Here is a 26,919-nt window from a genome sequence, read left to right on the forward strand (position 1 = left end):
GGCCACAGGTCAGAGGGACCATTATTCTTTTGGTTCTTCGGCGGCGAAAAAACAATCGCTAGCCTAAACTCGTGGGCGCATAGTAACGATGCGTACCAAATTGATCCGTGAGAGAGATCGCACTCCCTAATAAGATATTGGTACCAGACCAGATTTGAATGACGTTTTTGATACTAGGTCACATTTGTAACAGAATAATTAAGAAGAAGGCAGCTCGGTATGACTACCACAAATCGTGATCTCGCTATCACGCCACAAGCGCTTAATACCATGACGTTTCCTCTGCATGGAGCGCGATTGATAGAAGCTTCTGCGGGTACGGGTAAAACCTTCACGATAGCGGGTTTGTACCTGCGACTTTTGCTTGGTCACGGTACATCTGAGTCCGGTGTAAATGGCGAAGAGCCGAGTAGGCACCAGCAGCCGCTAACAGTCGATCAGATTTTGGTGGTGACCTTTACCGAAGCGGCAACAGCGGAGCTCAAAGACCGCATAAGGAAAAAAATACGCGCTGCATATATATCATTTTGTAGAGGCGTTTGCGTCGACTCTAAAGACCAATTTATCAAGGACTTACTTGAAGAGTACGATGATGCCAAGAGAGCATCTGCAGCCGAAACATTACTTAACGCCGAAAGGCAAATGGACGAAGCGGCGGTGTACACCATTCACGGCTTCTGTCAGCGTATGTTGACTCAGAATGCATTTGAGTCGGGCAGCCGCTTTGACAATGAGTTCGTAACCGATGAAAGTCATCTTAAAGCGCAAGTTGTTGCGGATTACTGGCGTAAACAGTTCTATCCACTTCCGCTGCAACTGGCTGGCGAAGTGCGTAATATTTGGGGTTCACCCTCTGCGCTATTGGCAGATGTGAACCGTTACCTGACAGGCGCGCCGTTAAAGCTAACGGTGGAGGCGATGTCTGGCGACCTGCAATCTCTACATAATAGCAACCTAGATAAAATCAAAGCGCTAAAAGCACAATGGCTAGCATCTCAAGAGGATTTTCTGCCAATTATCTCAGGCTCAGATGTCAATAAACGCAGCTATACCAAAAAGTCATTGCCTACTTGGTTGGAAGCGGTAACGACATGGGCGCAAAGCGAGACTCACGATTATCAGTACCCAGATAAACTGGAGAAGTTCGCGCAATCGGTGCTTAATGAAAAAACGCCGAAAGGCACCGCCCCTTGTCATGACGTTTTTGAGGCGATCGATACGTTTTTAGCGCAGCCTGCGGATATGAAAGCACCGCTGTTAGCGCATGCGATTACTCATTGCCGAAACATGCTCGCGGCAGCCAAAGAGCAGAAACAGTGGCTCTCATTCGATGACCTACTGACTCAACTCTCAGCTTCGATTGATGTTGATGAACAGTCACTGCTGGTGGAACGAATTCGTACACTTTATCCGGTTGCGATGATCGATGAATTCCAAGATACCGATCCACTGCAATACAGCATCTTCAGCCGTATTTATCTGAATAGCCCACAATGTGGCTTGTTTATGATCGGTGACCCGAAACAGGCGATTTACGGCTTCCGTGGTGCAGATATTTTTACCTACATCAAAGCGCGTAACCAAGTAAGTGCTCACTACACGTTAGGCACCAACTGGCGTTCAAGCGCAGATATGGTGAGTGCGGTGAATCAGGTGTTTAGTCATTCTGATAGTCCATTTATTTATGACGATGACATTCCGTTTTTACCTGTTGCTTCAAGTCCAAATGCCGATTTGCGCCAATGGACTCTTGGTGACAAGGTTCAACCGGCCGTCACCTTTTGGTTGCAAGAGACAGAAGACAAGCCATTGCCTAAAGGGGAGTATCACGCTGCCATGGCGGAGGCGACCGCGAGCCAAATTCAAACCATATTGACGGCTTCGCAGGAGCAGCAAGCGCATTTTGACAACGGCAAAGGTCGCAAGTCGATTCAGGCGGGTGATATTGCAGTATTGGTGAGAACAGGTAGTGAAGGGCGTTTGGTGAAGACAGCTCTCGCAGAACAAGGCATTGCCAGTGTTTACCTCTCCAACCGAGATAGCGTGTTCGTCAGTTTAGTTGCTCAAGATCTTCAGCGTTTACTGCAAGCGGTATTAACGCCAGAAAATGACCGAGCTCTCCGCGCTTGCCTAGCGTCTGAATTATTTGCCCTTGATGCTGCGTCACTCGATCAACTGAACAATGACGAAGTGGTTTGGGAAAATGCGGTTAATGAGTTCCGCGAATACCGAAAATTGTGGTTACAACGCGGTGTGCTGCCGATGTTACGTGCAGTGATGAGTAAGCGCCACTTAGCAGAGCGATTACTAGAAGAAGAGAACGGCGAGCGCGCATTGACCGATTTAATGCACATTGGTGAACTACTGCAGCAAGCGAGACAAGAGTTAGACAGCGACTACGGACTGCTGCGTTGGCTCGCAGAAGCGATCATTGATGCGCAGAACGGTTTGGGTAGCAATGAAGATGATATTCAGCGTCTTGAGTCAGAAAGAAACTTAGTTCAAATCGTTACTATTCATAAATCCAAAGGCTTGGAATACGATTTGGTGTTCCTACCGTTTGTAGCAAGCTACCGAGAAGCGAGTGAAGGTAAATATTACGACCACGCTACAGACACCACTGTTCTTGATATCACCGCTAGTGACGGGGCGTTAGCACAAGCCGATAAAGAACGTTTAGCCGAAGATTTGCGTTTGATCTACGTAGCGCTCACTCGTGCTGTTTACGGCTGCTTTATTGGTATGGCGCCACTGCGTAAAGGACGCTCAACCAAAGAGCCGACTGGCGTGCATTTGAGTGCGATGGGCTATCTGGTTCAAAATGGAAAAGAGTGCAGCATTGCAGAATTACAGCAAGCTCTCTCGGGCTTAGAAAGTAGTAATGACAGCATTACGTTGAGCGAGACGCCGACACAACATGAGCAGCCTTTTTTTGCTAAATCAGAGCCTCAGCCTGATCTACAAGCTCAAGAGTTGAGTGCGTCGATTGACCGTGCGTGGCGCATTACCAGTTATTCAGGATTAGTGAAGCAAGGCAGCCATGGTGCAAGTCATGACGCAAGCATGGAGGTATCGGGCTTTGATATCGATTCTGCGGATGAGCAGGACGAAGGGGAGTTGATTGAGCCAGAGCGTTCTATCTTTACCTTTCCTCGTGGTGCTAGGCCAGGTACGTTTTTGCACACCCTATTTGAAGAGGTCGAGTTTACCGAGCCTGCGACCAGCGATCACAATACGCAAGTGATCACTCACTTACTGGAACTTGAGCAGTACGAACTAGAATGGTTACCCGTTCTACAGCAATTGGTTGATACTGTGCTCAACACCGCTTTAGATGGCAAAAAGCTTAAGCTAAGCGAGAAAAATGCGTCTCAGCGACTGGTTGAGATGGAGTTCTTATTGCCTATTGAGGTTCTCGCTTCTTCCGAGCTTAACCGTGTTATTCAGTATCATGACCCTCTTTCAGCGAAAGCTGGAGACCTTGGCTTTCACACAGTGCAAGGTATGTTGAAAGGCTTTATCGATTTGGTGTTTGAACACGAAGGCAAATATTACGTGCTCGACTGGAAATCGAACCACTTAGGCGATGATGTGGCGGTTTACCATGGCGAGGCTCTGAAAGGTGCCATGGCTGATCACCGATACGATTTACAGTATCAAATTTATGCCTTGGCTCTGCATCGCTTCTTACGCAGCCGCATCGCTAATTACAGCTACCAAGAGCATTTTGGCGGTGTTTATTATCTGTTTTTGCGCGGTATGGATGGACAATCTCAGCAGGGAATATTTTCCGCTAAGCCAAGTGAAGCCATGCTTAACGAAATGGATCAATTGATTGACGGTAAAGTTGTCGATCGCCAAACAACACAGTCAAATGATGACCAAGCTGGACAAATGGAGCTTATATAATGACACCCATTGATTTACAACAAGCGCCATTGATGGATGTGCTGAAGCTATTGGCAGAGAAAGGCACGATTCGCCAGCTTGACTATCAATTTGCTCGCTTTATTGCACAGCAAGCGAATGGTTACTCACAAGAGGCCGATACCGCTCAACAGCTTGGCTTTCTCGCCGGCGTGGTTAGTCATGAGTTAGGTAAAGGGCATATCTGTATGCAGCTGACAGTAAGTGATCACTATCAATCGAATACACCTGCTGACTTAGCGCAGTTGCTCGGCCTTTACGGAGACGCGGCACTACAGCTCAATCAACGTCTGTTGAGTGTGGATTGGCCAGCTATTTTGAACAACTCAAGCTTGGTCGGCACCAGTGCGGCGTGTGTTAAGCCACTCATGTTTGACGGGCAACGTGTTTATCTGCAGCGTTATTGGAACTATGAAGTGGTGCTGGCTGAGGCTCTCAATCGCTTGAGTCATCCGGTTGAATTTGACCTCGAACAGAAGCGTGCACTGACACAAACGCTTAGTCAGTTATTTGCTCGCAGTTATCACTTTCTTTTTAACGCACTGGTTAAAGCGGAATCGAATGGCCAAAGCTCACAAGTGCTGCGCCAACAACTGGTTTGTGATCATTTAGATGTTGTGTCTGAAGCTGAGTTGAACTGGAGTGAGATTGATAGAGCTGTAGCCAGTGCTCGTCAGGTCACTGACCTAAATGTACTCGATGAACTGGTACCTTTGTCCGTATGTCTAAACTGGCAAAAAGTCGCTGCGGCGGTAGCGCTTAGTCGTCGATTTGCTGTCATTTCTGGTGGCCCTGGTACCGGAAAAACCACCACCGTCGCAAAGCTGTTATCTGCGATGGTAGAGCAATCATTGAACTTGGGTAAAACCCCGACCATTAAATTGGTTGCGCCAACAGGTAAAGCGGCAGCGCGTTTGACCGAGTCGATTGGTAAGGCGATTGATCAACTGCCAGTTGAGCCCATCGTCAAAGAGAACATTCCAACGGAATCGAGTACCTTGCACCGCTTACTTGGGGCCATTCCAAACCGAGCTGAGTTTAGGCACCACCGTCGAAACCCGCTGCATTTGGATATTCTAGTAGTCGATGAAGCGTCAATGGTCGACCTCTCGATGATGTATAAGCTGGTGGATGCATTGCCTCCACATGCGCGGTTGATTCTGCTCGGAGATAAAGATCAATTAGCCTCAGTTGAAGCCGGTGCCGTGTTGGGTGATATTTGCGCCTTTAATGCGAACGGCTATAGTACACCTCAAGGTAGTTTGATTGCTGAACTGACTGGGTTTGAAGCTGTATCTCGCAACAGAGTAAGACAAAACCATATGGCTTTGGCTCCAGCCGTCGCTGATAGTCTATGTATGCTGCAAAAGAGTTACCGCTTTGATGCTCGCTCTGGCATTGGACAACTAGCGAAGGCGATCAATGCCGGTTCGGCTTCTCAAGTCGATTTGGTATTAAACAAAGGCTTTGCGGATATTGAACATCACTCACTCTCTAGTGATAGTTATAACCTGATGCTTCGAACTCTAGTGAATGAATATGGTGCGTATTTAAACTGTATCCACCAACCATTGACTGAGGATGAGAAACAAGAGGATCGCGCGAAACAAGCTCTCGATCTCTTCAGCCAATGTCGACTGCTTTGTGCTGTGCGTGATGGGGATTTTGGTGTCGCAGGGTTAAACCAGCGCATTGAACGAGCATTAGCTGCAAGACGTTTAATACAGCCGCATAATGAAGAGCTTTGGTATCACGGCCGCCCTGTAATGGTGACACGAAACGATCATGGTCTTGGTTTATATAATGGTGATATTGGCCTGTGTATGCTGGACTCTACGGTTTCTGAAGAGGGTGCTTCACCAAGGCTTAAGGTTTACTTTGAGTTGCCTGATGGAAGCGTAAAAGCCGTGCTGCCTAGCCGAGTGCCTGAGCATGAGACGGCCTATGCGATGACGATCCATAAATCTCAAGGTAGTGAATTTGATTTAACCTTGATGATACTGCCACCGGAGTTCAGCCCAATCTTAACACGTGAGCTTATCTATACTGGAGTGACGCGTGCTAAATCTCGCTTGATGATGTTCAGCGATAGTTCGGTATTTAAGCGAAGTATTAAGGTGAAAACTCAACGAGTGAGTGGGTTGGCGGTACGTTTGGGGCGTGGTGATGTCTAAAGGAGTCGGAAAATTATGATAGGAAGCAGCCATCCGTGGTTGCTTCTTTGAGCCAAGACCTAGCAGTCTTTACTCAGAAAGGCTCTTGTAAAAGAGATATGGTTTATCTTGTATTTTGCTTGGCAGTTCAAGATAAACTCCTTCAAGTTGTCAGTCACTGGGAAAACACAGTGGACATCTAACCCTTCAAGAAATTGGTTGTCAGCCATATCCCAAAAACTTTGTAGCGAATTACAAATAACGGTTCTCATATCAATATGCTCTTTTTGCTTTTTGTTATTAACGGGCATAGCCAAAGTTTAAGCCTGCGATGTTAAAGTTATAGCAATCCGTGCAAGTCCCCATGCCGAGGCATAGACGATTCCAATCAATGTTTACTGAGAATGTAAATCGACCAAATTCTATACAATTATCACTGTGAATAAAAGTGCATACTTGATAAATCTCATATAGTAATCGATTACATTTGCAATCAATTTCTACCTAAAGTGAGAATCGGCACAAAATTTAAATTTTTGGTGCTGAAAGCCTGAGCAAAAACATCAATGCTAGACATTCAACGCCAGTATTTTTGACTTGCGCTGGTAGTTGTAGAGCCCCTGTTTCTCCATTGGCAGTTCATCGACACCAATCTCGTAAAAACCTTGTTCTCTAAACCAGTGCAGACTGTGAGTCGTCAGTACAAAAATCTGATCAATATCCTGAGATTTAGATTGATGTCTCATGTAGTTGAGCAGCAATTGCCCACGGTTGCCATCTCGGTAGTCTGGGTGAATAGCAACGCACGCCATCTCGGCCATATGATCTTCTGGGTAACTGTATAGTGCGGCACAACCGATGATCAGCCCATCTTTCTCGATGATGGTGAAACGGTGAATCTCTTGTTCGAGCTGCTCACGAGAACGACGAACCAAAATGCCTTGCTCTTCAAGAGGACGAATGAGGTCGAAGATACCACCGATATCATCGATTTGTGCTTGTCTGACTTGTTCAGCACTCGCCATAACGACTTGTGTACCGATACCATCGAACGAGAAGAGCTCTTGGATAAGAGCACCGTCAAGTTTGTAACTCACTAAGTGACAACGTGGTACACCAGCACGACAAGCGGCAATGGCACCCTTTAAAAATCGTTGAGTACCGCTGCTCATGTCTTGAGCAGGATCTTGTGACTCCATTAGGCGATCGAGTATCTGTTTAGCGTCTTTTGGGAAAAGTTCTGCGAGTACATTGCCATCGCTATCGATAACCCCTTGCTCAGAGCAAAACCCAATTAACTTATCTGCTTTGAGGCGAATCGCGACTTGAGTTGCCACCTCTTCGGAAAGTAGGTTGAAGCTTTCACCCGTTACTGAGCTGGCAATCGGGCCGAGCAGAACAATAGAGCCTTGGTCGAGGGTACGGTTGATTCCTTCAATATCAATACGACGGATTCTTCCGCTGTGGCAATAATCGGTGCCATCATCGACCCCAAGTGGTTGCGCGGTGACGAAGTTACCACTCATGACATTCAGTTGAGTTCCGGCCATCGGGGTGTTGTTTAAACTCATTGACAGTCGAGCTGTGATTGCAAGCTGCAATTGTCCCGCAGCTTGCATGGCAACCCCCAATGCATACTCATCAGTAACGCGGACATTCTTGTGATAAGGAGTGTAGCAATCTTGTTTTGACAGTAGTTCGTTAATTTGAGGACGAGCACCATGAACCAGAACGATCTTTACACCTAGGCTGTGAAGTAGGGCAATATCATTGATAATATTACCGAAGTTTCGATCGGCTACTGCTTCGCCTCCCAGCATGATAACCATGGTTTTTCCACGGTGAGCATTAACGTAGGGGGTCGATTGTCTGAATCCTTTAACTAAGGCGGTACTTCTTAATTTCACAGAGAGAATCCGTTCTGGTTATTTATTCTTAAATCTAACATTTTTATTCAAATTTAAACAAGAGTATTTTTGGAATAAACAGCAAACTATTTTAAAGAATACTTTATTCCGTAATCTTGTTGGGTGTAAAATGTCAGTTGCTTCAAATTGAGTAGTAATAGTTATGCAAGCCCCAGTAAGTAAGAACAAAATCGACGACATCACGAAGAGCTTGTATAGCGAGGCGGATAAGCAAAAGAATGCCAACTTCAAACGTAAGTTTGTCGAGCGCAGTTTAATGCTATTGGCACTGGTAGGCTCGATCGCTGTAGTGATCTTGTATCAAGATGTTTTCGCTCGTATGCAGGCGGCATCAACGCCTAAGAGTATGATTTACGGCACTTGGGTAGAACAAAATGTCGCGCATTACGCAACCGATGAGTTCGTATTGAATGAGCGAGGCGTTTCTGTTGCTGGCTCTATCATTGCGACGGATTTTGCCTTTGATGGTAACTACTTTGAATATCGTTCTGCAGGGAAGACTCATCGTTTTAAGATGGTTAATTCCGATAATACCGAGATGAGACTAGACTCAGGTGCCTATTACAATCCCGTCTTTCGTTTAAAGGGCTATAACGACCATTCAGTTCGTTAGGTTATCTTACTGTAAACTCTTACAAACTTAGATTGTGTTATTCAGCTGTTTTTGTCATCCTCGTTGCATAGAAATTTTAGGATGATTCTTGTGATTAAAAAATGGCTCCCTCTGGTTTCGGCCTCTGTATTATTCGGCTGTGCACAACCGACAGACCGCGCTCAACAATATCTTGATGATGAATTTCCTCGCATCTTAAATAAGGTTGAGCAAATTGAAACCAACGCGCCTAGAGACTACACGGCTTTTTCTGAGCAAGCTGAGATGGTGGTTTCTAAGTCCCCCTCTATGGCAAAAATCTACCAACCTTTGTACCAGCAATTGAATGAGTGGGCGTTACAGAGTGGTAATCCACAAGATCTCGCAAATTATGGTGTTCAAGCTGCACAGCTAGGTGGTGGAGACAAGCAAGGTAATGTTCTATTCACTGGCTATTTCTCCCCTGTCATGGAACTGCGCCATGAGCCGAACGAAGAGTACCGTTACCCTGTTTATGCGTTACCTAACTGTGGTCAAGAGTGTCCAACTCGTGCGGAAATCTACGATGGCGCACTAGACGGACTAGGACTTGAACTTGGCTATGCCGCGAATCGTATCGATCCATTTATGATGGAAGTTCAGGGCAGTGGCTTTGTGCATTTTGGCGACGATGATACTCTCGAGTACTTTGCTTATGCTGGAAAAAACAACAAGGCGTATGTGAGCATTGGCCGTGTATTGATTGAACTTGGGCTGGTACCTCGTGAAAAGATGTCTCTTAAAGCCATTAAAGAGTGGGTGTTGGCAAATGATCCAGAAGTGGTGAAAGAGCTTCTAGAACAGAACCCATCTTTTGTTTTCTTCCAAGCGAATGAAGACTTGTCGGTAATGGGGAGTGCGGGTATTCCATTGTTACCAATGGCAGCCGTTGCTGGTGACCGTTCTATCTTGCCGATGGGCACACCTATTTTGGCAGAAGTTCCGCTTCTTAATGCCGATGGCACCTGGAGTGGGGCACATCAATTACGATTATTACTGGTACTTGATACTGGTGGTGCAGTGAAGCAGAACCACCTTGACCTTTACCATGGTATGGGCGCTAGAGCGGGTACGGAAGCTGGGCACTACAAGCACTTTGGTCGAGTTTGGAAGCTTGGCTTAGACGGCAGTGCAACTGAAGCTCCATGGGCATTGCCTCCTGAGAAGGCAGAGTAATAGCGCTCGTTGAACTACGGCGGCTAATCCCCTAGACTTTTTATTCAAGAGTGCGTATAAAACGCACTCTTTCTTTTTCTAATGCAATAAATTGGCGGCAACAATGCGTGAATTGACCACACCAGCTTCTGAAAATTATGACCAACGATTTGGCGGAACTCGTCGCCTATATGGCAATAGCGAAGTTGAAATCTTAAGAGCGGCACACGTGTGTGTGGTTGGTATTGGTGGTGTGGGTTCATGGGCTGTTGAAGCTTTAGCTCGTACTGGCGTTGGTGAGTTGACTCTGATCGATATGGATGATGTGTGCGTGACCAACATTAACCGTCAGATCCATGCGATGACAGGTACGGTTGGTCAAAGCAAAATTGAGGTTATGGCTGAGCGCGTTAAGTTGATTAACCCTGAGTGTAAAGTGAATCTGATTGATGACTTTATCGGCCCTGACAATCAAGCGGAATACATCACCAAAGAATTCGACTATGTACTGGATGCGATCGATAGCATGAAAGCAAAAGCGTCTCTGTTAGCGTATTGTCGAAGCAACAAAATCAAGGTGATTACAACGGGTGGTGCTGGTGGTCAAGTTGACCCAACCCAGATTCAAGTTGCTGATTTAACTAAGACGATTCAAGATCCATTAGCTAAGAAATTGAAAGACACATTGCGTCGTCACCATAACTTCCCGAAGAACCCTGCACGTAAGTTTGGTATAGAGTGTGTATTCTCAACGGAGCAACTAAAGTACCCGCAAGCTGATGGCAGTGTTTGTGCAGCAAAAGCAACAGCGGAAGGTCCTAAACGTATGGACTGCGCAACGGGCTTTGGTGCCGCAACAGTGGTCACGGCGACCTTTGGTTTTGTAGCGGTATCGCGCATTGTTGAAAAGCTGATTCAGAAGTACAAGAAGTAGGAGCAACTGATGCATTCATTTCCAGATTCTCCTTTTGGTGTTGCGATTACTAGTGATGATATTGTTGAGAAAATGGCCACGTTTCACGGCTGGGAAGATCGCTATCGCCAAGTAATTCAATGGGGGAAAAAGCTTCCTCAGATGCCTGAAGAGTTGAAAAGTGAACAAGTGACAGTGGCGGGTTGCGAAAGCCAAGTGTGGTTGGTTGCTCAGCAAGACGGGGATGTTTGGCATTTCTGCGCTGATTCTGATGCACGAATTGTTCGCGGGTTGATTGCTCTTGTGATGGCAGCCTTTGATGGTAAAACATCACAACAGATCCAAGCTTTCGATATTGATGATTACTTCGCAAAAATCGGTTTGGTTGATCACCTGAGCCCTTCTCGTGGCAATGGTCTAAAAGCGATTGTTGAACAGATAAAGCAGCTGACTAATTAGTAGAATAGAAACGAAAAGGGTTGGCCTTCTAAGCCAACCCTTTCTATATTTTACTCGCTTACTCGCTTACTCGCTTACTCGCTTACTCGCTTACTCGCTTACTCGCTTACTCGCTTATTCGCTATAGCATATCCACCGCTTTCTCTATCGCAGCGATTAGCCTTTCAACATCTTCGATAGTGTTATAAATTCCAAACGAAATTCGCACCGTGCCTTTAATTCCTAACGCATCCATTAATGGGTGAGCGCAGTGGTGACCAGCTCGAACTGCAATGCCTTGTTGATCGAGTAGAGTGGCGATATCTTGATGATGCACGCCATCCATAACAAACGTGACCACACTGGAGTTAGGCTGGTAGCCAATCACTTCAATGTCATCCAATTGAGACAGAGCTTGATAGGTCATATCGACCAGTTGATGAATGTGTGCTTCAACTTGCTGTTGTTCAAACTGACCAATCCACTGAATTGCGGTGTCTAAGGCAATTGCCCCCGCGACATTCGGCGTACCTGCTTCAAACTTGCCAGGTAGTGCTGAGTAGGTCGTGCCTTCAAACGAAACGCGCTCGACCATCTTTCCGCCACCATGCCAAGGTGGCATCGATTCAAGTAATTCCAGTTTGCCATAAAGCACACCAATACCCGCAGGAGCATAGAGCTTGTGCCCAGAGAATACGTAGAAATCGGCATTGAGTTCGGAAACATTCACGGGCTCATGAACAATGCCTTGCGCACCATCAACAACGACGATTGCGCCAACGGAGTGAGCTTTTTCTATAACATCCTCAATTGGCTGACGTGTACCGGTGACATTGGTGACTTGGGCTAACGCGACAATTTTTGTTTTGTCATTTAGCAGAGAGTCAAAAGCAGCAGCATCAAATTGGCAATCTTTGGTCATTGGTACTTTGACTACTTTCGCTCCGGTTTGTTCTGCGACGATCTGCCACGGAACAATATTAGCGTGGTGCTCAAGTTCGCTGACTAGAATCTCATCACCTGATCTTAAAGAGCTTCGAGCGTAGGTTTGGGCGATTAAGTTGAGGGCTTCAGTTGCGCCGCGTGTCCAGATGATCTCTTTGCTTGAGGTAGCCCCAATGAATTTCGCAACATTATCTCGCGCGGTTTCAAACTGGCTGGTTGCTTTGGCTGTAAGGCTGTGACTTCCACGATGAACATTCGCATTTTGCTTAGAGTAATAGTCACTGATCGCATCGATAACCGTTTGTGGTTTCTGTGTGGTAGCTGCGCTATCTAAGTAAATCAGAGGTTGTTGATTGACTTGTTGGGTGAGCGCAGGAAATTGATTGCGAATGTGCTGGATGTCTAGCATCTAAGATTACCTAAGAGTTGAAGTTTGGACAGGGCGCTTTAAAAATAGCGCCTTATTTTATTGTATCGTGAGTTGCTTGGTCGTGGGGACAAATTATCGCTATCTATTTATTCCACGCATCTTCTTGTTGTTTTACTCGGTCGAATAGCGATTGATTGGCCGGAGTTTCGATGCCATGCTTGCGAGCGGTGTTGAGTAAGTGACCAGTAATAAAGTCGATTTCAGTTTTGCGCTGATAAAACATATCTTGCTTCATCGACGAGTTGTTAGCCGCAGTAGCCTGGATAACTTGTTGAACGACTAAATTCAGTGATTCGGTAGACGTTGGTAGTTTCTCTGCCGTCATAACTTCAACCACTTCAGCAACGATTTCACTAACCAAAGACTGATATTTCCCATCAGCAAGTTGACCATTTTTAACCTGCTCAAGACCCGTTAACGGGTTTATCGCACAATTTATCGCAAGCTTATTCCATAATGCTTGGTTGATATTGTTGTTCCAAACAACGTCGGGAAGGGCGTGATTGAGCACGTCAGTTAAGAAATCACATTGATTGCCTTTACTGTTGTAGCCACCAAGCTGGGTATTGCCTTTTCCAGTGTGATGAACCTGATTTGGTGCACTTTTATAAGCAGCTTGAGTCGTAGTCGCGATAACAACGGGAAAGTGTTCAATCGAAGAGGCGATATTGTCTACAGCACCCATGCCGTTATGCATGAATAGAAGAATGGCGTCTTTGTGTATATGAGAAATGTTCGGCAGTATCGCGGATTTCACCTGCCAAGCTTTTACTGTAATTAAGATAAGGTCGCTAGCTGCGAGCTTGGTTTGATCGTTGTTGTGAAATCGAACTTCGCTTTGATCGTCGAGTGATATCGGATAGTTGGCCTGAGTGGAACGGCTCCATACCGAGACATTATGTCCGGCTTGATGAAGTTTAATTGCCCACAGCGATCCAACGGCTCCAGGGCCGACAACAGTAATATTCACAATACGACCTAGCTTTATCAAATAGGTGCTCAGGATAGCGCTGCAGAATATGAAAGCAATAAAAAATGGCACCCGAGGGTGCCATTTCATTCAATCGTATAACAACTTATATTAGAAGTTGTATTGTAGACGGTAGATGATCAAATCTTGATAATCTTCACGTGCTAGTTTGTTAACAGTGTAACGGTATAGAACACCTGTTGACCAGTTCTCGTGGAAGTTCCAAAGAGCGTTGATGCTACCATTTAGACCCCAATCACCGCCTTGTACTGCAGAGTATTCGTCGTTACGAGCGAATTCGTATTCACCCCAAGTTGAGAATGTGAAGTTTTGGCCAGCGATATCAGTGTTGTAGAAACCAACCCAACCTAGCATACCACCGTTAGAACCGCTGATGTCACCAGAGTTGATTTGGTGTGCACCGATGAATGGCGTAAATGCCCAACCGTCGCCGCCAAGACCAGTGTAACCAAGACCTAGAACGCGGTTTTGCTCATGGAAGCCAGCATCTGTGTCTGTGTTGTAAACTTGTGCGTAAAGGCTAACTTTAGTATCCATTAAGTTGTAGTGGATAGTACCTTTAGTTGAAGCACCGCGATCATCACCTGAGCGATCAACACCTTCGTAGTCGTAGAAACCGTAGATTTGACCCCAGTCAAATCCAGCGCCACCTTCAATACCGATAACCGCTTGGTTACGATCTGAGATGTCACCACCGAAGTTATCGTTGTCGTTACCGAAGCCTTGGTCCCAAACTTGGTAGTCAGCGTACATGCTACCGAAACCGTATAAGTATTCTGCTTGAGCCGGGATAGCTGTTGCAGCTGCAATTACGCCAAGAGCTAAAAGTGATTTACGCATAAGGGAACTCTCTCTGTTATAAATAAGTAACTCGCTAATCCATGCGTGTTAGTGATGTCCGAATGCCGAGCATGATAGCGATTTTGCTCTCAATTAAAAGTGAGAATGGGTGCAAACTAGAAATAAAATGGTGACTTTGGTCACACAAATGATCTAAATGAGGGAACTTTAAGAGTGTAGTGCAACTCGATGCTGTCTAGTTTTTATTGATTTAGCGATTGCTGCACATTTTATAGATAAATTGAATGATTGATGTACGAAGCAAACGTTTTTGCAGTGTTGGGTGATCTAAATCTTGTTATCAACATAAATTGTATAAAATGAATTGACACTAGATATTTGATTGTAAATCGGCTCACACATGGATATAAGTAATACAAATTGGTTAGGCAAAACAAAAAAAGAGAGCCAATTGACTCTCTTTTATGATTGTGAGCTTTACTTACTACTATTTTTGATGACGCGCTTCTTCAAGTAAGCGAGCGAAGAAGTGTCTTAGAGAGTAGAGCATCAATAAACTTGGTATCACCATTAGTGCGGTGATAATAAAGAACAGCGACCAATCGTTGAGGTAATCGACCAGCTCCCCACTAAAGGAGGCTAACGTTGTGCGTCCGAAGTTCCCGAGTGATGCTAAAAGAGCGTATTGTGTTGCCGAGAAGGCTTGCCCTGTTAGCAAGGTTAAAAACGAAACAAATGCAACTGTCGAGAAAGCCGTTGTGAAGTTGTCGACAATAATCGTTGCGAGGAATAGAGTTTCGCTCGGCCCTGTTTTAGCAATCCATGCGAACATTAGGTTACTGCCCGCCATTGCAATACCGCCGATCATTAGCCCTCGCACAATGCCAAACTTCACATTGAAGATACTGCCTAGCAAAGTGAAGAAAATTGTAGCACCCCAACCAATCAATTTAGAGTAATGACCGATCTGCTCATTACTAAAGCCTATCTCTTTATAGAAGGTGATCGACATACGCCCTAAGAAGGCTTCACCAATCTTAAACAGGAATACAAACAACAATAGAGTGATGGCCACTTGCACGCCATTGCGCTTGAAGAAATCATAAAAGGGTTCAATCACAGTTACGGTAAACCAAGCCACGAGTTTAGAGTCGACTACTTTAGTATGGCGTTGTTGAGCTTGTTGCTGTAGTCGTTCTCGTTCTGTTTTCGGTTCGCCGACCAGTAGAGTGAATAGCATTAATATGACGACGACACCGGCCATACCATAATAGACACCATTCCAACCGATGGCGTCAGCGTTGATGAATGCGAGATATCCTGGTAAAGAATACCCTGTCCACCAACCGACTACGGCCATTGCGGAGGCTTGTGGTAGTTTCGATGCTTCAGATTTTGGGAAGGTATCAATACGGAATGCGTCGATGGCGATATCTTGAGTTGCCGATGCAATCGCAATAGCCAGCGCTAACATTGAGGTAAAAGCCAAATTGTCAGCGGGGTTCACACCAGCGATGAATAAGGTGCCGATCAACACAATGGTTTGACAGAAAAAAATCCAGCTACGGCGTTGGCCTAGTATTGCATGAAGAACAGGCAATTTGACGCGGTCGACTAATGGTGCCCACAAGAAATTGATCGCGTAGACAGCAAATACACTACCGAAGTAACCAATCGCAGCACGAGTCAATCCGGCATCTTTGAGCCAGCCTGACATGTTTGAGCCTATCAGCACCCACGGAAAACCACTGGAACAGCCCAACATAAACACCCAAAGTAGACGCTTATCTAAATAGCTACGGAAGGTTTGCATCCATGAAAGAGAGGAAGAGCCTGATGACATAGGGCGTCCTTGTATAGAAAAACGCCCTTAATGAGCTAAGGGCGTGAGAAGAGGTTATTTGATGACTTTGACGGCTGTAATCACAATTGGGTCAACTGGGATATCAGACATGCGGCCTACTCGCTTAGTTGGAATAGTCGCCATTTTCTGAACGACATCGAAGCCTTCTGTTACTTCACCGAATACCGCGTAGCCTGGGTTACCAGCGCCAGCGTTTAGGAAAGTGTTGTCAGAATAGTTAATGAAGAACTGACGAGTTGCCGAGTGTGGCGCATTAGTACGTGCCATCGCAATCGTTGCTGTTTTGTTTTGCAGACCATTGCTGCCTTCATTCTTGATTGGCGCATAAGTCGGTAGACGATTCATCTCTTCATCAAAACCACCGCCTTGAGCCATAAAGCCCGGAATCACTCGGTGGAATTGACTGCCAACATAGCTACCATCTTCAACGTATTTTAAGAAGTTTTCCGAGCTGATTGGCGCTTGTTCTTCATTGAGTTCGATGGTGAAGTTACCGAGTGTAGTTTCAACTGCCACTTTTGGGCCAGCCCAAACGCTCGCACTTAGCATCGCCAAAGTAATAGACGTTAGAATACGACCCATTAGAAACGCTCCTTCATGTAAGTTTGCAGTTCTTGGTCGTTGGCGATTTCAGTTAGAACTAGATTGATAACATCGTTCAGAACCAGTGCAATATCTTCATTTGAAGCGCTCAATGCGCCAGTGCGAACTGCGGTACCATTAAAGGTTTTAACCAGCTTGCCTTCTGGTGTTTCAGCTGTTACCTCAAGTGTCACTTTACCATCCATTTGGTTTTCCATGATGGTGTGCTTTACAGTAACCAAGGCTTCTTGGATTTCAAGAACAACCGAGTTTTCACTATTCACGCTTGCTCGGAAGCCCTGTGACTCTAGTTGTTGAGCTAATACGTTCTCTAAAGAAATACGCATGTTCTGTTTAGCGTGAATAGGTTGAATGTTGGAACGGCCGCTATCCACGAGGGCGACATACTGTGCCGCGCGTACATCTTTACTGCTCAGAGTGTAGGTTTTGCCTTGTACTAGGTTGCTATTACTGAGAGAAGCTTCAGGAGCAAGGTTGATCTGCTCTTGTTGAGGCGCAGAACACGCCGTCAAAGCCATAATAGAAGCTGCTAAAATCAGTTTTTTCATTCCTATATCCTTTCTAATTCCACACGAGACGCACGGCACTTTTCCCGTACGCGCAATACCACAGCTACTTATTAAAGTTAGCGGGTTCTCTTGTTGCTTGTAATATCTCAAATTTTTGGTTCAATTCAAGCGTTTCGACGTTCGCCTTGCCAAATAATCTCGCTAACTTTACATCGTATCCGAGGTGTCGGTTGCCAATAACAATTAATTTGCCCCCGTTGCTAAGAACATGCTTTGCATCACAAAACATCTGCCATGCGATATGGTCGGTGATCGCTTGCTGTTGATGGAAGGGAGGGTTACACAGAACCAAGTAGGTGCTGTTCTTCTTGAATCCATCTAAGCAGTTATTGGCGATGAATTGGAAGTTACCTTCGTCTCCGATGTTTTCTTGGATGTTCTGTCTAGCGGATTCTACGGCCATAAAGCTTTCATCAACGCAGGTAATACGAGCCTGTGGGTTCAGTTGTGCCGCTTTAACACTTAGCACGCCGTTACCACAACCTAGGTCGATAATATGGCGAAGCTCTGGATCTTGCGGGATGTGCTCAAGCATATAGCGAGCGCCCTGATCGAGTGCTTCCCCTGAGTAAACATTCGGTAAATTTTTCAGGCGGATATCTTCGCCGTCTACATCCCACTCAACAAACGGTTCAACCTTATGAACAGGCTGGCAGTTTGGTGATGAGAAGACTAAACGGTGTTTTTTCTTCGCTAATGAGGTTTTGGTTTCACCAAGGTATTTTTCGAATAGATTGAGAGTAGAGGTATGAATCTCTTTGACTTTATTGACACCAATCACTTGGCATCCTTCAGGAAGAGCCTGACGCAATTGACTCAACTGCCACACTAAATGACGATTGGTTTTTGGCAGCTGCATTAATACCAGGTCAACGCCAACCGGGATGTCGTCCATGGTATTGAGAAATTGAACGCGATTACATTGGTTACGTTGCAGGTTTTTTAGCGCGCCGCGATGAGAGATGTAAGAGTCACTCATCATGGTCACGTCGTGATCTTGTGAAAACCAAGCAGACAGTGCGCCGAAATGATCGTTAAGAATCAGGATGTGTTTTCCCGGTTCAAGGTTCATCTCTTCGACGTGATTAATAAGGTATTCATCACCAGCATCCCACGCCTGTAGGGTTTCACTAGAGCGTTTAGGGAAACGATGTAGAGTCAGGGTTCTGTCGTGTAGGGTAAGTTCGGTTTTCATTACTTAGATACTTATGTGAGAAATAACCGAGACATTCTCTCAAAAGCAGACTAAACAAGATAGAAAAAACTCTACATTCCTATGCGTGTCATGTATTAAAGAGTCAGACAGTCACCCGCTTTGGGTTTATACTGTTTTGATAGTGAATAATAAGAGTCCGATAAAGGAATCATGATGATCCAAGAAGTCATTGAAACGAAACTGCACAATGAGTTTGAGCCAACACATCTCAACGTCGTGAATGAAAGCTACATGCACAATGTTCCAGCAGGTTCTGAAAGCCATTTTAAAGTGGTTGTTGTGAGCGATGCATTTGAAGGTTTGCGTTTGATTGCACGTCATCGAGCGGTTAACCAAGTGCTTGCTGAAGAGTTAGCAAATCATATCCATGCGCTCTCTATTCATACTTATACAAAAGATGAATGGCAGAAGCAGTTTGATAGTGTGCCAGATAGCCCAATGTGCATGGGTGGCAGTAAGTCATAAAATAGACAGATAAACAAAAGGGTGGCATTAGCCGCCTTTTTTGTCGCCAAATTTATCGGTTTTTCGTTGTTATATTGACCAAGTTGATGTCACGTTGAACGACTCAAAATACCCATAATTAGTAATGTTTTTATTAACAGTGTTTCAACAAAATCTGAAAAATATTAGTTTGTGACAGAGTGTTAATCTCTTGTTTAAAACGCTATTGAAATGCCTTTTTATCTGTGCGGCTCGTCAAAATTATTCATATTTAAGAGTCCATATGCTTCAATTCTCACCAAATATAGCCCTTATTCAAGTTATTGGTCATGGCATCAAGACGTCAAAAAATGCTAGAATACGGCACCTGATAAATCTCACCTCATTTTTGTGATGAGTTTATTAAGATAATGTTGCGATTTTGGTGCCTTATTTTTACCAAAACCGGACACTCTAATGTCGTGTCTAAGGGCGCATAAAAACCGTCCTGAATTTACGCAATTAAAAGAATCTTTTTCCCGATAAAGTAGTGCAAGTGCGTATGATTACAATAAAGAAGGGCTTGGATCTTCCTATTGCAGGAACTCCATCCCAGGTGATTAATGATGGTAAGTCCATCACTAAAGTCGCCTTGCTTGGCGAAGAGTACGTTGGTATGCGTCCTACGATGCATGCTCGCGTTGGTGACGAAGTGAAGAAAGGCCAAGTTCTTTTTGCAGATAAAAAGAACCCAGGTGTTGTATTTACTTCTCCAGCAAGCGGTAAAGTTATTGAAGTGAACCGTGGTGCTAAGCGTGTTCTTCAATCAGTAGTGATTGAAGTAGCAGGCAATGAGCAAATCACGTTCAATAACTATGAAGCTAACCAACTAGCAGGTCTAGACCGTGATGCGGTTAAGACTCAGCTTGTTGAGTCTGGCGCATGGACCGCTCTGCGTACTCGTCCGTTCAGCAAGGTTCCAGCTGTTGATTCTGAAACTCAGGCTATTTTCGTAACTGCTATGGATACGAACCCTCTAGCTGCTGAGCCAGAATTGATCATTAACGAGCAGTCTGAAGCGTTCGTTGCTGGTTTAGATATTCTTTCAACTCTAACGAGCGGCAAGGTTTACGTTTGTAAAAAAGGCACTAGCCTACCTCGTTCGTCTCAGTCTAATGTTGAAGAACATGTTTTCGATGGCCCACACCCTGCAGGTCTTGCAGGTACGCATATGCATTACCTATATCCGGTAAATGCACAAAACGTAGCGTGGAGCATTAACTATCAAGACGTTATCGCGTTCGGTAAGCTTTTCCTAACAGGTGAAATTTACACAGATCGCGTTGTTTCTCTGGCTGGTCCAGTAGTAAACAACCCACGTCTAGTTCGTACTCAACTTGGTGCTAGCCTTGATGAGCTTACGGACAGCGAGTTGATGCCAGGTGAAGTTCGTGTGATCTCTGGTTCAGTACTAACTGGTACTCAAGCAACAGGTCCTCACGCTTACCTTGGTCGTTACCATCAACAAGTTTCTGTTCTACGTGAAGGTCGTGATAAAGAGCTGTTTGGCTGGGCTATGCCTGGTAAGAACAAGTTCTCTGTTACTCGTTCATTCCTTGGTCACCTGTTCAAAGGTCAGTTGTTCAACATGACAACGACAACGAACGGTAGTGATCGCTCAATGGTTCCAATCGGTAACTACGAGCGCGTAATGCCTCTAGATATGGAACCTACTCTGCTGCTTCGTGATCTATGTGCAGGCGACGTTGATAGTGCTCAAGCACTAGGTGCGCTAGAGCTAGATGAAGAAGATGTAGCATTGTGTACCTTTGTATGTCCAGGCAAATACGAGTACGGTCAACTACTTCGTGAATGCCTAGATACGATTGAGAAGGAAGGGTAATTTTCATGGGCCTTAAAAAGTTTCTTGAAGACATCGAGCATCATTTTGAACCAGGTGGTAAACACGAGAAGTGGTTCGCGCTTTACGAAGCAGCGGCAACTGTGTTCTACACGCCAGGTCTTATTACAAAGAAGAGCTCGCATGTTCGTGATAGCGTTGACCTAAAACGTATCATGATTATGGTTTGGTTCGCGGTATTCCCAGCTATGTTCTGGGGTATGTACAACGCGGGTGGCCAAGCTATCGCTGCACTTAACCACATGTACGCAGGCGCTGAACTAGCATCTGTAATCGATGGTAACTGGCACTACTGGCTGACTCAAATGCTGGGCGCTTCCTTGGGAGCCGATGCAGGTGTTGGCAGTAAAATGCTACTAGGTGCGACTTACTTCCTACCTATCTACGCAACGGTATTTATCGTTGGTGGTTTCTGGGAAGTTCTATTCTGTATGGTGCGTAAGCACGAAGTTAACGAAGGTTTCTTTGTAACTTCTATCCTATTCGCACTTATCGTTCCGCCAACACTACCTCTATGGCAAGCGGCACTAGGTATTACCTTCGGTGTTGTAGTTGCTAAAGAGATCTTCGGTGGTACGGGTCGTAACTTCCTTAACCCTGCACTTGCTGGCCGTGCGTTCCTATTCTTTGCATACCCTGCACAGATTTCTGGTGACGTAGTATGGACTGCAGCGGATGGTTTCTCTGGTGCAACTGCGCTTAGCCAATGGGCTCAAGGCGGCGGTAGCGCTCTAGTGAACACTGTATCTGGTGAAGCAATCACTTGGATGGATGCGTTCATTGGTAACATCCCAGGTTCTATCGGTGAAGTATCGACTCTAGCACTTATGATTGGTGCTGCGATGATCGTATACATGCGTATAGCTTCATGGCGTATCATTGCTGGTGTAATGATCGGTATGATCGCTGTGTCTACGCTGTTCAACGTGATCGGTTCTGACACTAATGCAATGTTCAGCATGCCTTGGCACTGGCACCTAGTTCTAGGTGGCTTCGCATTCGGTATGTTCTTCATGGCAACAGACCCAGTATCAGCATCATTTACAAACAAAGGTAAGTGGTGGTACGGCATCCTAATCGGCGCAATGTGTGTAATGATCCGTGTTGTTAACCCGGCATACCCAGAAGGCATGATGCTTGCGATCCTATTCGCAAACCTATTTGCTCCTCTGTTTGACCACGTTGTAATCGAGAAGAACATTAAGCGGAGACTAGCTCGCTATGGCAAGTAATAACGATAGCATTAAAAAGACGCTGTTTGTTGTTATCGCATTGAGCCTAGTGTGCTCAATCATCGTTTCAACAGCTGCAGTTGTTCTTAAACCTAAGCAACAAGCTAACGCAGTTCTTGATCAGCAAACTAAGATCCTAGAAGTTGCAGGCATCGACCTAGCAGGCGACATTCCTGCGTTATACGCAGAGAACATCGAACCTCGTCTAGTTGATTTCGCTACTGGTGATTTCGTTGACGGCGATGCAGCTGCATACGACCAACGTAAAGCGGCAAAAGATCCAGCTCAGTCTATCAAGCTTTCAGCTGAAGAAGACGTAGCTAAGATCCTTCGTCGTGCTAACACTGGTACGGTTTACCTAGTTAAATCTGGTGAAGAAACGACTAAAGTTATCATCCCAGTTCACGGTAACGGCCTATGGTCAATGATGTACGCATTCGTTGCGGTAGAGACTGATGGCAACACAGTTTCTGGCATCACGTACTACGAGCAAGGTGAAACTCCAGGACTTGGTGGTGAAGTTGAGAACCCAACATGGCGTGCTCAATTCGTTGGTAAGAAACTATTCGACGAAAACCACAAGCCAGCTATCCAAGTTGTAAAAGGTGGCGCTCCTGAAGGTTCTGAGCACGGTGTTGATGGCCTTTCTGGTGCAACACTAACTAGCGTTGGTGTTCAACATACATTTGACTTCTGGTTAGGTGAAATGGGCTTTGGTCCGTTCCTAGCAAAAGTTCGTGACGGAGGTCTGAACTAATGTCTAGTGCAAAAGATATTAAAAAGAGCATCTTAGCGCCAGTATTGGACAACAACCCAATCGCGCTACAGGTTCTTGGTGTGTGTTCTGCTCTTGCGGTAACCACTAAACTAGAAACAGCATTTGTTATGACTATCGCGGTAATGTTTGTTACTGCTCTGTCTAACTTCTCTGTATCTCTAATCCGTAACCACATTCCTAACAGTGTGCGTATCATCGTTCAGATGGCGATCATCGCATCACTAGTAATCGTGGTAGACCAAGTGCTTAAAGCATACCTATACGATATCTCTAAGCAGCTATCTGTATTCGTAGGCCTAATCATTACTAACTGTATTGTAATGGGTCGTGCTGAAGCATTCGCAATGAAGTCTGAACCAATCCCATCTCTAATCGATGGTCTTGGTAACGGTCTTGGTTACGGTTTCGTTCTTATCACTGTAGGTTTCTTCCGTGAGCTACTTGGCTCAGGCAAACTATTTGGTATGGAAGTACTACCTCTAGTGAGCAACGGTGGTTGGTATCAGCCAAACGGCTTGATGCTTCTAGCACCTTCTGCATTCTTCCTAATCGGCTTCTTGATTTGGGCGATTCGTACGTTCAAGCCAGAGCAAGTAGAAGCGAAGGGGTAAGGTAGTCATGGAACATTATATTAGTCTGCTAGTTAAATCGATTTTCATCGAAAACATGGCGCTTTCTTTCTTCCTAGGTATGTGTACATTCCTAGCGGTATCTAAGAAAGTTAAAACTTCTTTTGGTCTTGGTGTTGCGGTAGTTGTAGTACTTACAATCGCTGTACCTGTAAACAACCTTGTTTACACGCACATTCTAAAAGAGAACGCGCTTGTTGAAGGTGTCGATTTAAGTTTCCTTAACTTCATCGCATTCATCGGTGTTATCGCGGCACTTGTACAAATCCTAGAGATGGTTCTTGACCGTTTCTTCCCACCTTTGTACAACGCGCTAGGTATCTTCCTACCACTGATCACAGTTAACTGTGCAATCTTTGGTGGTGTATCTTTCATGGTAACGCGTGACTACAACTTCGCAGAATCTGTTGTATACGGCTTCGGTTCTGGTGTGGGTTGGATGTTAGCTATCGTTGCACTTGCGGGTATCCGTGAGAAGATGAAGTACTCTGACGTACCTCCTGGTCTTCGTGGTCTTGGTATCACGTTCATCAGTGTTGGTCTAATGGCGTTAGGCTTTATGTCTTTCTCTGGTGTTCAACTGTAGGGTAAGCACCCAGAAATAAGGAATAACAAATGCAAAGCATTATTCTTGGTGTAGCGATGTTTACCATCATTGTACTTGCACTGGTTTTGGTGATTCTTTTCGCTAAATCTAAGCTTGTACCTACAGGTGACATCACTATCGCTGTAAACGATGACCCATCTCTAGCAATCACGACGCAACCGGGCGGTAAACTGCTTGGTGCTCTAGCTGGCGCTGGCGTATTCGTATCTTCTGCTTGTGGTGGCGGTGGCTCTTGTGGTCAGTGTCGCGTAAAAGTTAAATCAGGCGGTGGCGACATCCTTCCAACTGAGCTTGACCACATTACTAAAGGTGAAGCTCGCGAAGGTGAACGTCTTGCATGTCAAGTTGCTATGAAAACTGACATGGATATCGAACTTCCTGAAGAGATCTTCGGTGTGAAGAAGTGGGAATGTGAAGTTATCTCTAACGATAACAAAGCAACCTTCATCAAAGAGCTTAAACTGCAAATCCCTGATGGCGAATCAGTACCTTTCCGTGCTGGTGGTTACATTCAGATTGAAGCACCTGCTCACCACATCAAATACTCTGATTTCGATGTACCAGAAGAGTACCGCGAAGACTGGGACAAGTTTAACCTGTTCCGTTACGAGTCTAAGGTTGATGAAGATATCATCCGTGCATACTCAATGGCTAACTACCCAGAAGAACACGGTATTATTATGCTGAACGTGCGTATCGCTACGCCGCCGCCTAATAATCCTGATGTTGCACCTGGTCAAATGTCATCGTTCATCTGGTCTCTTAAAGAAGGCGACAAGTGTACTATCTCTGGTCCATTTGGTGAGTTCTTCGCGAAAGACACAGACAACGAAATGGTATTCGTTGGTGGTGGTGCTGGTATGGCACCAATGCGTTCACACATCTTCGATCAGCTTAAGCGTCTTAACTCAACTCGTAAGATGTCTTTCTGGTACGGTGCACGTTCTAAGCGTGAGATGTTCTACGTAGATGACTTCGACGGCCTACAAGCTGAAAACGATAACTTCGTTTGGCACTGTGCTCTGTCTGATCCAATGCCAGAAGATAACTGGGATGGTTACACAGGCTTCATCCACAACGTACTGTACGAAAACTACCTGAAGGATCATGAAGCTCCTGAAGATTGTGAGTACTACATGTGTGGTCCACCGATGATGAACGCGGCTGTTATTGGCATGCTGAAAGATCTTGGTGTAGAAGATGAGAACATCCTTCTAGATGACTTCGGTGGTTAATCCACTTAAGTGACTGATATTATGGCTGGCTCTTAGGAGTCAGCCATTTGTTTTTCTGAGCGGTGTTCACCATACAACGGCTTATATAAGAAAGCATAACGAGTAAATGTCCGGATATTATTCTTTCTTATATAAATCACTAACAATTATGGGAGTAAGCAAGTGAGAATTTGGCTTGTTGCATTAACTTCTCTACTGTTTCTAGCGGGCTGTGAAAAGCCACGAGAGCAGGTACATTTGAACGGCCCGACCATGGGCACGAGCTACAATATTAAGTACATCAATAGTGATGAGTTTCTAGCGTCGGATAAGGTACACGCAGAGATCGATCGTCTACTTGAAGAAGTGAACGATCAAATGTCTACTTACCGTAAAGATTCAGAACTAAGCCGCTTCAACCAGTATGAAGGCGGTGATGCGTTTGAGGTATCTGAACAAACCGCATTGGTTGTGAAAGAAGCGATTCGTTTGAACGGTCTAACTGAAGGTGCATTGGATGTAACGGTAGGGCCGTTGGTTAACCTTTGGGGTTTTGGTCCTGAAGCCCGCCCGGAAGTGGTTCCAACGGATGAAGAGTTAGCAGCACGTAAACAAAAAATTGGTATCCACCACCTTAGCGTAGAAGGTAACAAGCTAACCAAAGACCTCCCTAAGCTATACGTTGACCTATCAACGATTGCTAAAGGCTGGGGTGTAGATGTTCTGGCTGATTACCTAGACTCTATTGGTATTCACAACTACATGGTTGAAGTAGGTGGTGAAATTCGTCTTAAAGGCCTAAACCGTGAAAATGTGGGCTGGCGTATCGCGATTGAAAAGCCAAGCGTTGAAGAGCGTACCATTCAAGAGATCATTGAGCCGGGTGATATGGCTATTGCCACATCGGGTGATTACAGAAACTATTTTGAGCGTGATGGTGTTCGTTACTCGCACATTATCAACCCAGAAACCGGTAAACCTATTCATCATAAAGTGGTGTCAGTGACCGTATTAGACCCGTCTTCAATGACTGCAGATGGCTTATCTACTGGCCTTATGGTCTTAGGTGAGGTAAAAGGTATGGAAATCGCGAATCAGCATAATATCCCAGCATTTATGGTGGTTAAAACAGCCGATGGCTTTAAAGAGATCGCTTCTGAAGCGTTCAAGCCATACTTAAAGAAATAAGGTAGCGAGAGCAATATGAATACATTTATTATTACATTTGGCGTTTTTCTAGCCGTTATCGCAGCAATGTCGATTGGTTACATCATCCAGAAGAAGGTAGTAAAAGGTAGCTGTGGCGGCCTTGGTGCTGTTGGTATCGATAAGGTATGTAACTGTCCTGAACCTTGTGATGCACGTAAGAAGCGTGAAGCTCGTGAAGCTTACCGTGCTGAGAAGTTAGCTGAACGTGATGAGAAGCTAGCAGCGTGGGAAAAAGACCGTATCGCTTAATCAGATTCTTCTGATAAAAGAAAAGCTCAAGGGAAACCTTGAGCTTTTTTGTTTTTGCGTGGCTGTTGCTACTGTCTGGTTAATATATTGCCA

24 protein-coding genes are annotated in these 26,919 nt (G+C 45.2%); 15 read left to right on the forward strand and 9 right to left on the reverse strand.

Annotated features, from left to right (window positions below):
- Positions 1-219 precede the first annotated feature (219 nt).
- On the forward strand, positions 220-3,909 hold the full coding sequence (gene recB / locus OCV50_RS03335) for an exodeoxyribonuclease V subunit beta (RefSeq protein WP_261903703.1): 3,690 nt from the start codon (positions 220-222) through the stop codon (positions 3,907-3,909).
- Positions 3,909-6,101: an exodeoxyribonuclease V subunit alpha gene (recD, locus tag OCV50_RS03340; RefSeq protein ID WP_315974622.1), complete on the forward strand. Its 2,193-nt coding sequence runs from the start codon at positions 3,909-3,911 to the stop codon at positions 6,099-6,101. Before recB ends, recD begins: the two co-directional genes overlap by 1 nt.
- Positions 6,102-6,160: 59 nt before the next feature.
- On the opposite strand, the gene OCV50_RS03345 is transcribed toward recD, so the two are convergent.
- Together OCV50_RS03345 and argA are read right to left on the reverse strand one after the other, a co-directional pair.
- The gene (locus OCV50_RS03345; protein ID WP_239842416.1) at positions 6,161-6,352 is read right to left on the reverse strand and encodes a hypothetical protein; all 192 of its coding nucleotides are present in this window, start codon (positions 6,350-6,352) and stop codon (positions 6,161-6,163) included.
- Positions 6,353-6,649: 297 nt separating this feature from the next.
- Positions 6,650-7,987 carry an amino-acid N-acetyltransferase gene (gene argA / locus OCV50_RS03350; protein ID WP_261903704.1) on the reverse strand — a complete coding sequence of 446 codons (1,338 nt, stop codon included), beginning with the start codon at positions 7,985-7,987 and terminating at the stop codon, positions 6,650-6,652.
- A gap of 163 nt (positions 7,988-8,150) precedes the next feature.
- On the opposite strand from argA, the gene OCV50_RS03355 reads away from it, so the two are divergent.
- The 4 genes from OCV50_RS03355 (at position 8,151) to csdE (ending at position 11,166) form a co-directional block, all read left to right on the forward strand.
- The gene (locus OCV50_RS03355; RefSeq protein ID WP_261903705.1) at positions 8,151-8,621 is read left to right on the forward strand and encodes a DUF2850 domain-containing protein; all 471 of its coding nucleotides are present in this window, start codon (positions 8,151-8,153) and stop codon (positions 8,619-8,621) included.
- Between the two features lie 81 nt (positions 8,622-8,702).
- On the forward strand, positions 8,703-9,815 hold the full coding sequence (mltA, locus tag OCV50_RS03360) for a murein transglycosylase A (protein WP_261903706.1): 1,113 nt from the start codon (positions 8,703-8,705) through the stop codon (positions 9,813-9,815).
- Positions 9,816-9,918: 103 nt separating this feature from the next.
- Positions 9,919-10,728 (forward strand): tRNA cyclic N6-threonylcarbamoyladenosine(37) synthase TcdA, encoded by an 810-nt coding sequence (gene tcdA, locus OCV50_RS03365; protein WP_032551412.1) that lies wholly within the window; start codon positions 9,919-9,921, stop codon positions 10,726-10,728.
- Positions 10,729-10,737: 9 nt separating this feature from the next.
- Positions 10,738-11,166, forward strand: coding sequence for a cysteine desulfurase sulfur acceptor subunit CsdE (gene csdE, locus OCV50_RS03370; protein WP_261903707.1), 429 nt, complete (start codon positions 10,738-10,740; stop codon positions 11,164-11,166).
- A gap of 121 nt (positions 11,167-11,287) precedes the next feature.
- On the opposite strand, the gene csdA is transcribed toward csdE, so the two are convergent.
- The 7 genes from csdA to OCV50_RS03405 form a co-directional block, all read right to left on the reverse strand.
- A complete protein-coding gene (csdA, locus tag OCV50_RS03375) occupies positions 11,288-12,499 on the reverse strand; it encodes a cysteine desulfurase CsdA (protein WP_261903708.1) in 1,212 nt (403 codons plus the stop codon).
- A gap of 103 nt (positions 12,500-12,602) precedes the next feature.
- Entirely contained in the window at positions 12,603-13,490 is an 888-nt protein-coding gene (gene panE / locus OCV50_RS03380; protein ID WP_261903709.1) for a 2-dehydropantoate 2-reductase, read from the reverse strand.
- Positions 13,491-13,601: 111 nt separating this feature from the next.
- Positions 13,602-14,351, reverse strand: coding sequence for an outer membrane protein OmpK (locus tag OCV50_RS03385; RefSeq protein ID WP_152468276.1), 750 nt, complete (start codon positions 14,349-14,351; stop codon positions 13,602-13,604).
- Positions 14,352-14,799: 448 nt separating this feature from the next.
- Entirely contained in the window at positions 14,800-16,155 is a 1,356-nt protein-coding gene (locus tag OCV50_RS03390; RefSeq protein WP_261903710.1) for an AmpG family muropeptide MFS transporter, read from the reverse strand.
- A gap of 54 nt (positions 16,156-16,209) precedes the next feature.
- The gene (locus OCV50_RS03395; RefSeq protein ID WP_150871279.1) at positions 16,210-16,758 is read right to left on the reverse strand and encodes a peptidylprolyl isomerase; all 549 of its coding nucleotides are present in this window, start codon (positions 16,756-16,758) and stop codon (positions 16,210-16,212) included.
- Entirely contained in the window at positions 16,758-17,327 is a 570-nt protein-coding gene (locus OCV50_RS03400; RefSeq protein ID WP_032551417.1) for a YajG family lipoprotein, read from the reverse strand. The genes OCV50_RS03395 and OCV50_RS03400 overlap by 1 nt, the downstream gene beginning before the upstream one ends.
- Positions 17,328-17,391: 64 nt before the next feature.
- Entirely contained in the window at positions 17,392-18,543 is a 1,152-nt protein-coding gene (locus OCV50_RS03405) for a methyltransferase (protein WP_261903711.1), read from the reverse strand.
- A gap of 174 nt (positions 18,544-18,717) precedes the next feature.
- Here OCV50_RS03405 and bolA point away from each other — a divergent pair, with 174 nt between their 5' ends.
- From bolA to nqrM, 9 genes are all read left to right on the forward strand, one after another.
- Positions 18,718-19,029, forward strand: a complete 312-nt coding sequence (gene bolA, locus OCV50_RS03410) for a transcriptional regulator BolA (RefSeq protein ID WP_239842426.1) — start codon at positions 18,718-18,720, stop codon at positions 19,027-19,029.
- Positions 19,030-19,549: 520 nt separating this feature from the next.
- Positions 19,550-20,890, forward strand: a complete 1,341-nt coding sequence (locus tag OCV50_RS03415) for a Na(+)-translocating NADH-quinone reductase subunit A (RefSeq protein WP_239842427.1) — start codon at positions 19,550-19,552, stop codon at positions 20,888-20,890.
- Positions 20,891-20,895: 5 nt separating this feature from the next.
- Entirely contained in the window at positions 20,896-22,140 is a 1,245-nt protein-coding gene (locus tag OCV50_RS03420) for an NADH:ubiquinone reductase (Na(+)-transporting) subunit B (protein WP_032551421.1), read from the forward strand.
- The gene (locus OCV50_RS03425; RefSeq protein WP_032551422.1) at positions 22,130-22,897 is read left to right on the forward strand and encodes a Na(+)-translocating NADH-quinone reductase subunit C; all 768 of its coding nucleotides are present in this window, start codon (positions 22,130-22,132) and stop codon (positions 22,895-22,897) included. The genes OCV50_RS03420 and OCV50_RS03425 overlap by 11 nt, the downstream gene beginning before the upstream one ends.
- Positions 22,897-23,529: an NADH:ubiquinone reductase (Na(+)-transporting) subunit D gene (locus tag OCV50_RS03430; RefSeq protein WP_032551423.1), complete on the forward strand. Its 633-nt coding sequence runs from the start codon at positions 22,897-22,899 to the stop codon at positions 23,527-23,529. Before OCV50_RS03425 ends, OCV50_RS03430 begins: the two co-directional genes overlap by 1 nt.
- A 7-nt stretch (positions 23,530-23,536) precedes the next feature.
- Positions 23,537-24,133, forward strand: a complete 597-nt coding sequence (nqrE, locus tag OCV50_RS03435; protein ID WP_032551424.1) for an NADH:ubiquinone reductase (Na(+)-transporting) subunit E — start codon at positions 23,537-23,539, stop codon at positions 24,131-24,133.
- A 29-nt stretch (positions 24,134-24,162) separates the two neighbouring features.
- Positions 24,163-25,389, forward strand: a complete 1,227-nt coding sequence (nqrF, locus tag OCV50_RS03440; protein ID WP_261903712.1) for an NADH:ubiquinone reductase (Na(+)-transporting) subunit F — start codon at positions 24,163-24,165, stop codon at positions 25,387-25,389.
- Between the two features lie 162 nt (positions 25,390-25,551).
- Entirely contained in the window at positions 25,552-26,556 is a 1,005-nt protein-coding gene (locus OCV50_RS03445; protein WP_239842429.1) for an FAD:protein FMN transferase, read from the forward strand.
- A 15-nt stretch (positions 26,557-26,571) separates the two neighbouring features.
- Positions 26,572-26,826, forward strand: coding sequence for a (Na+)-NQR maturation NqrM (nqrM, locus tag OCV50_RS03450; RefSeq protein ID WP_239842430.1), 255 nt, complete (start codon positions 26,572-26,574; stop codon positions 26,824-26,826).
- Positions 26,827-26,919 lie beyond the last annotated feature (93 nt).

The sequence above is a fragment of the Vibrio fortis genome (assembly GCF_024347475.1).
Lineage (GTDB): Bacteria > Pseudomonadota > Gammaproteobacteria > Enterobacterales > Vibrionaceae > Vibrio > Vibrio fortis.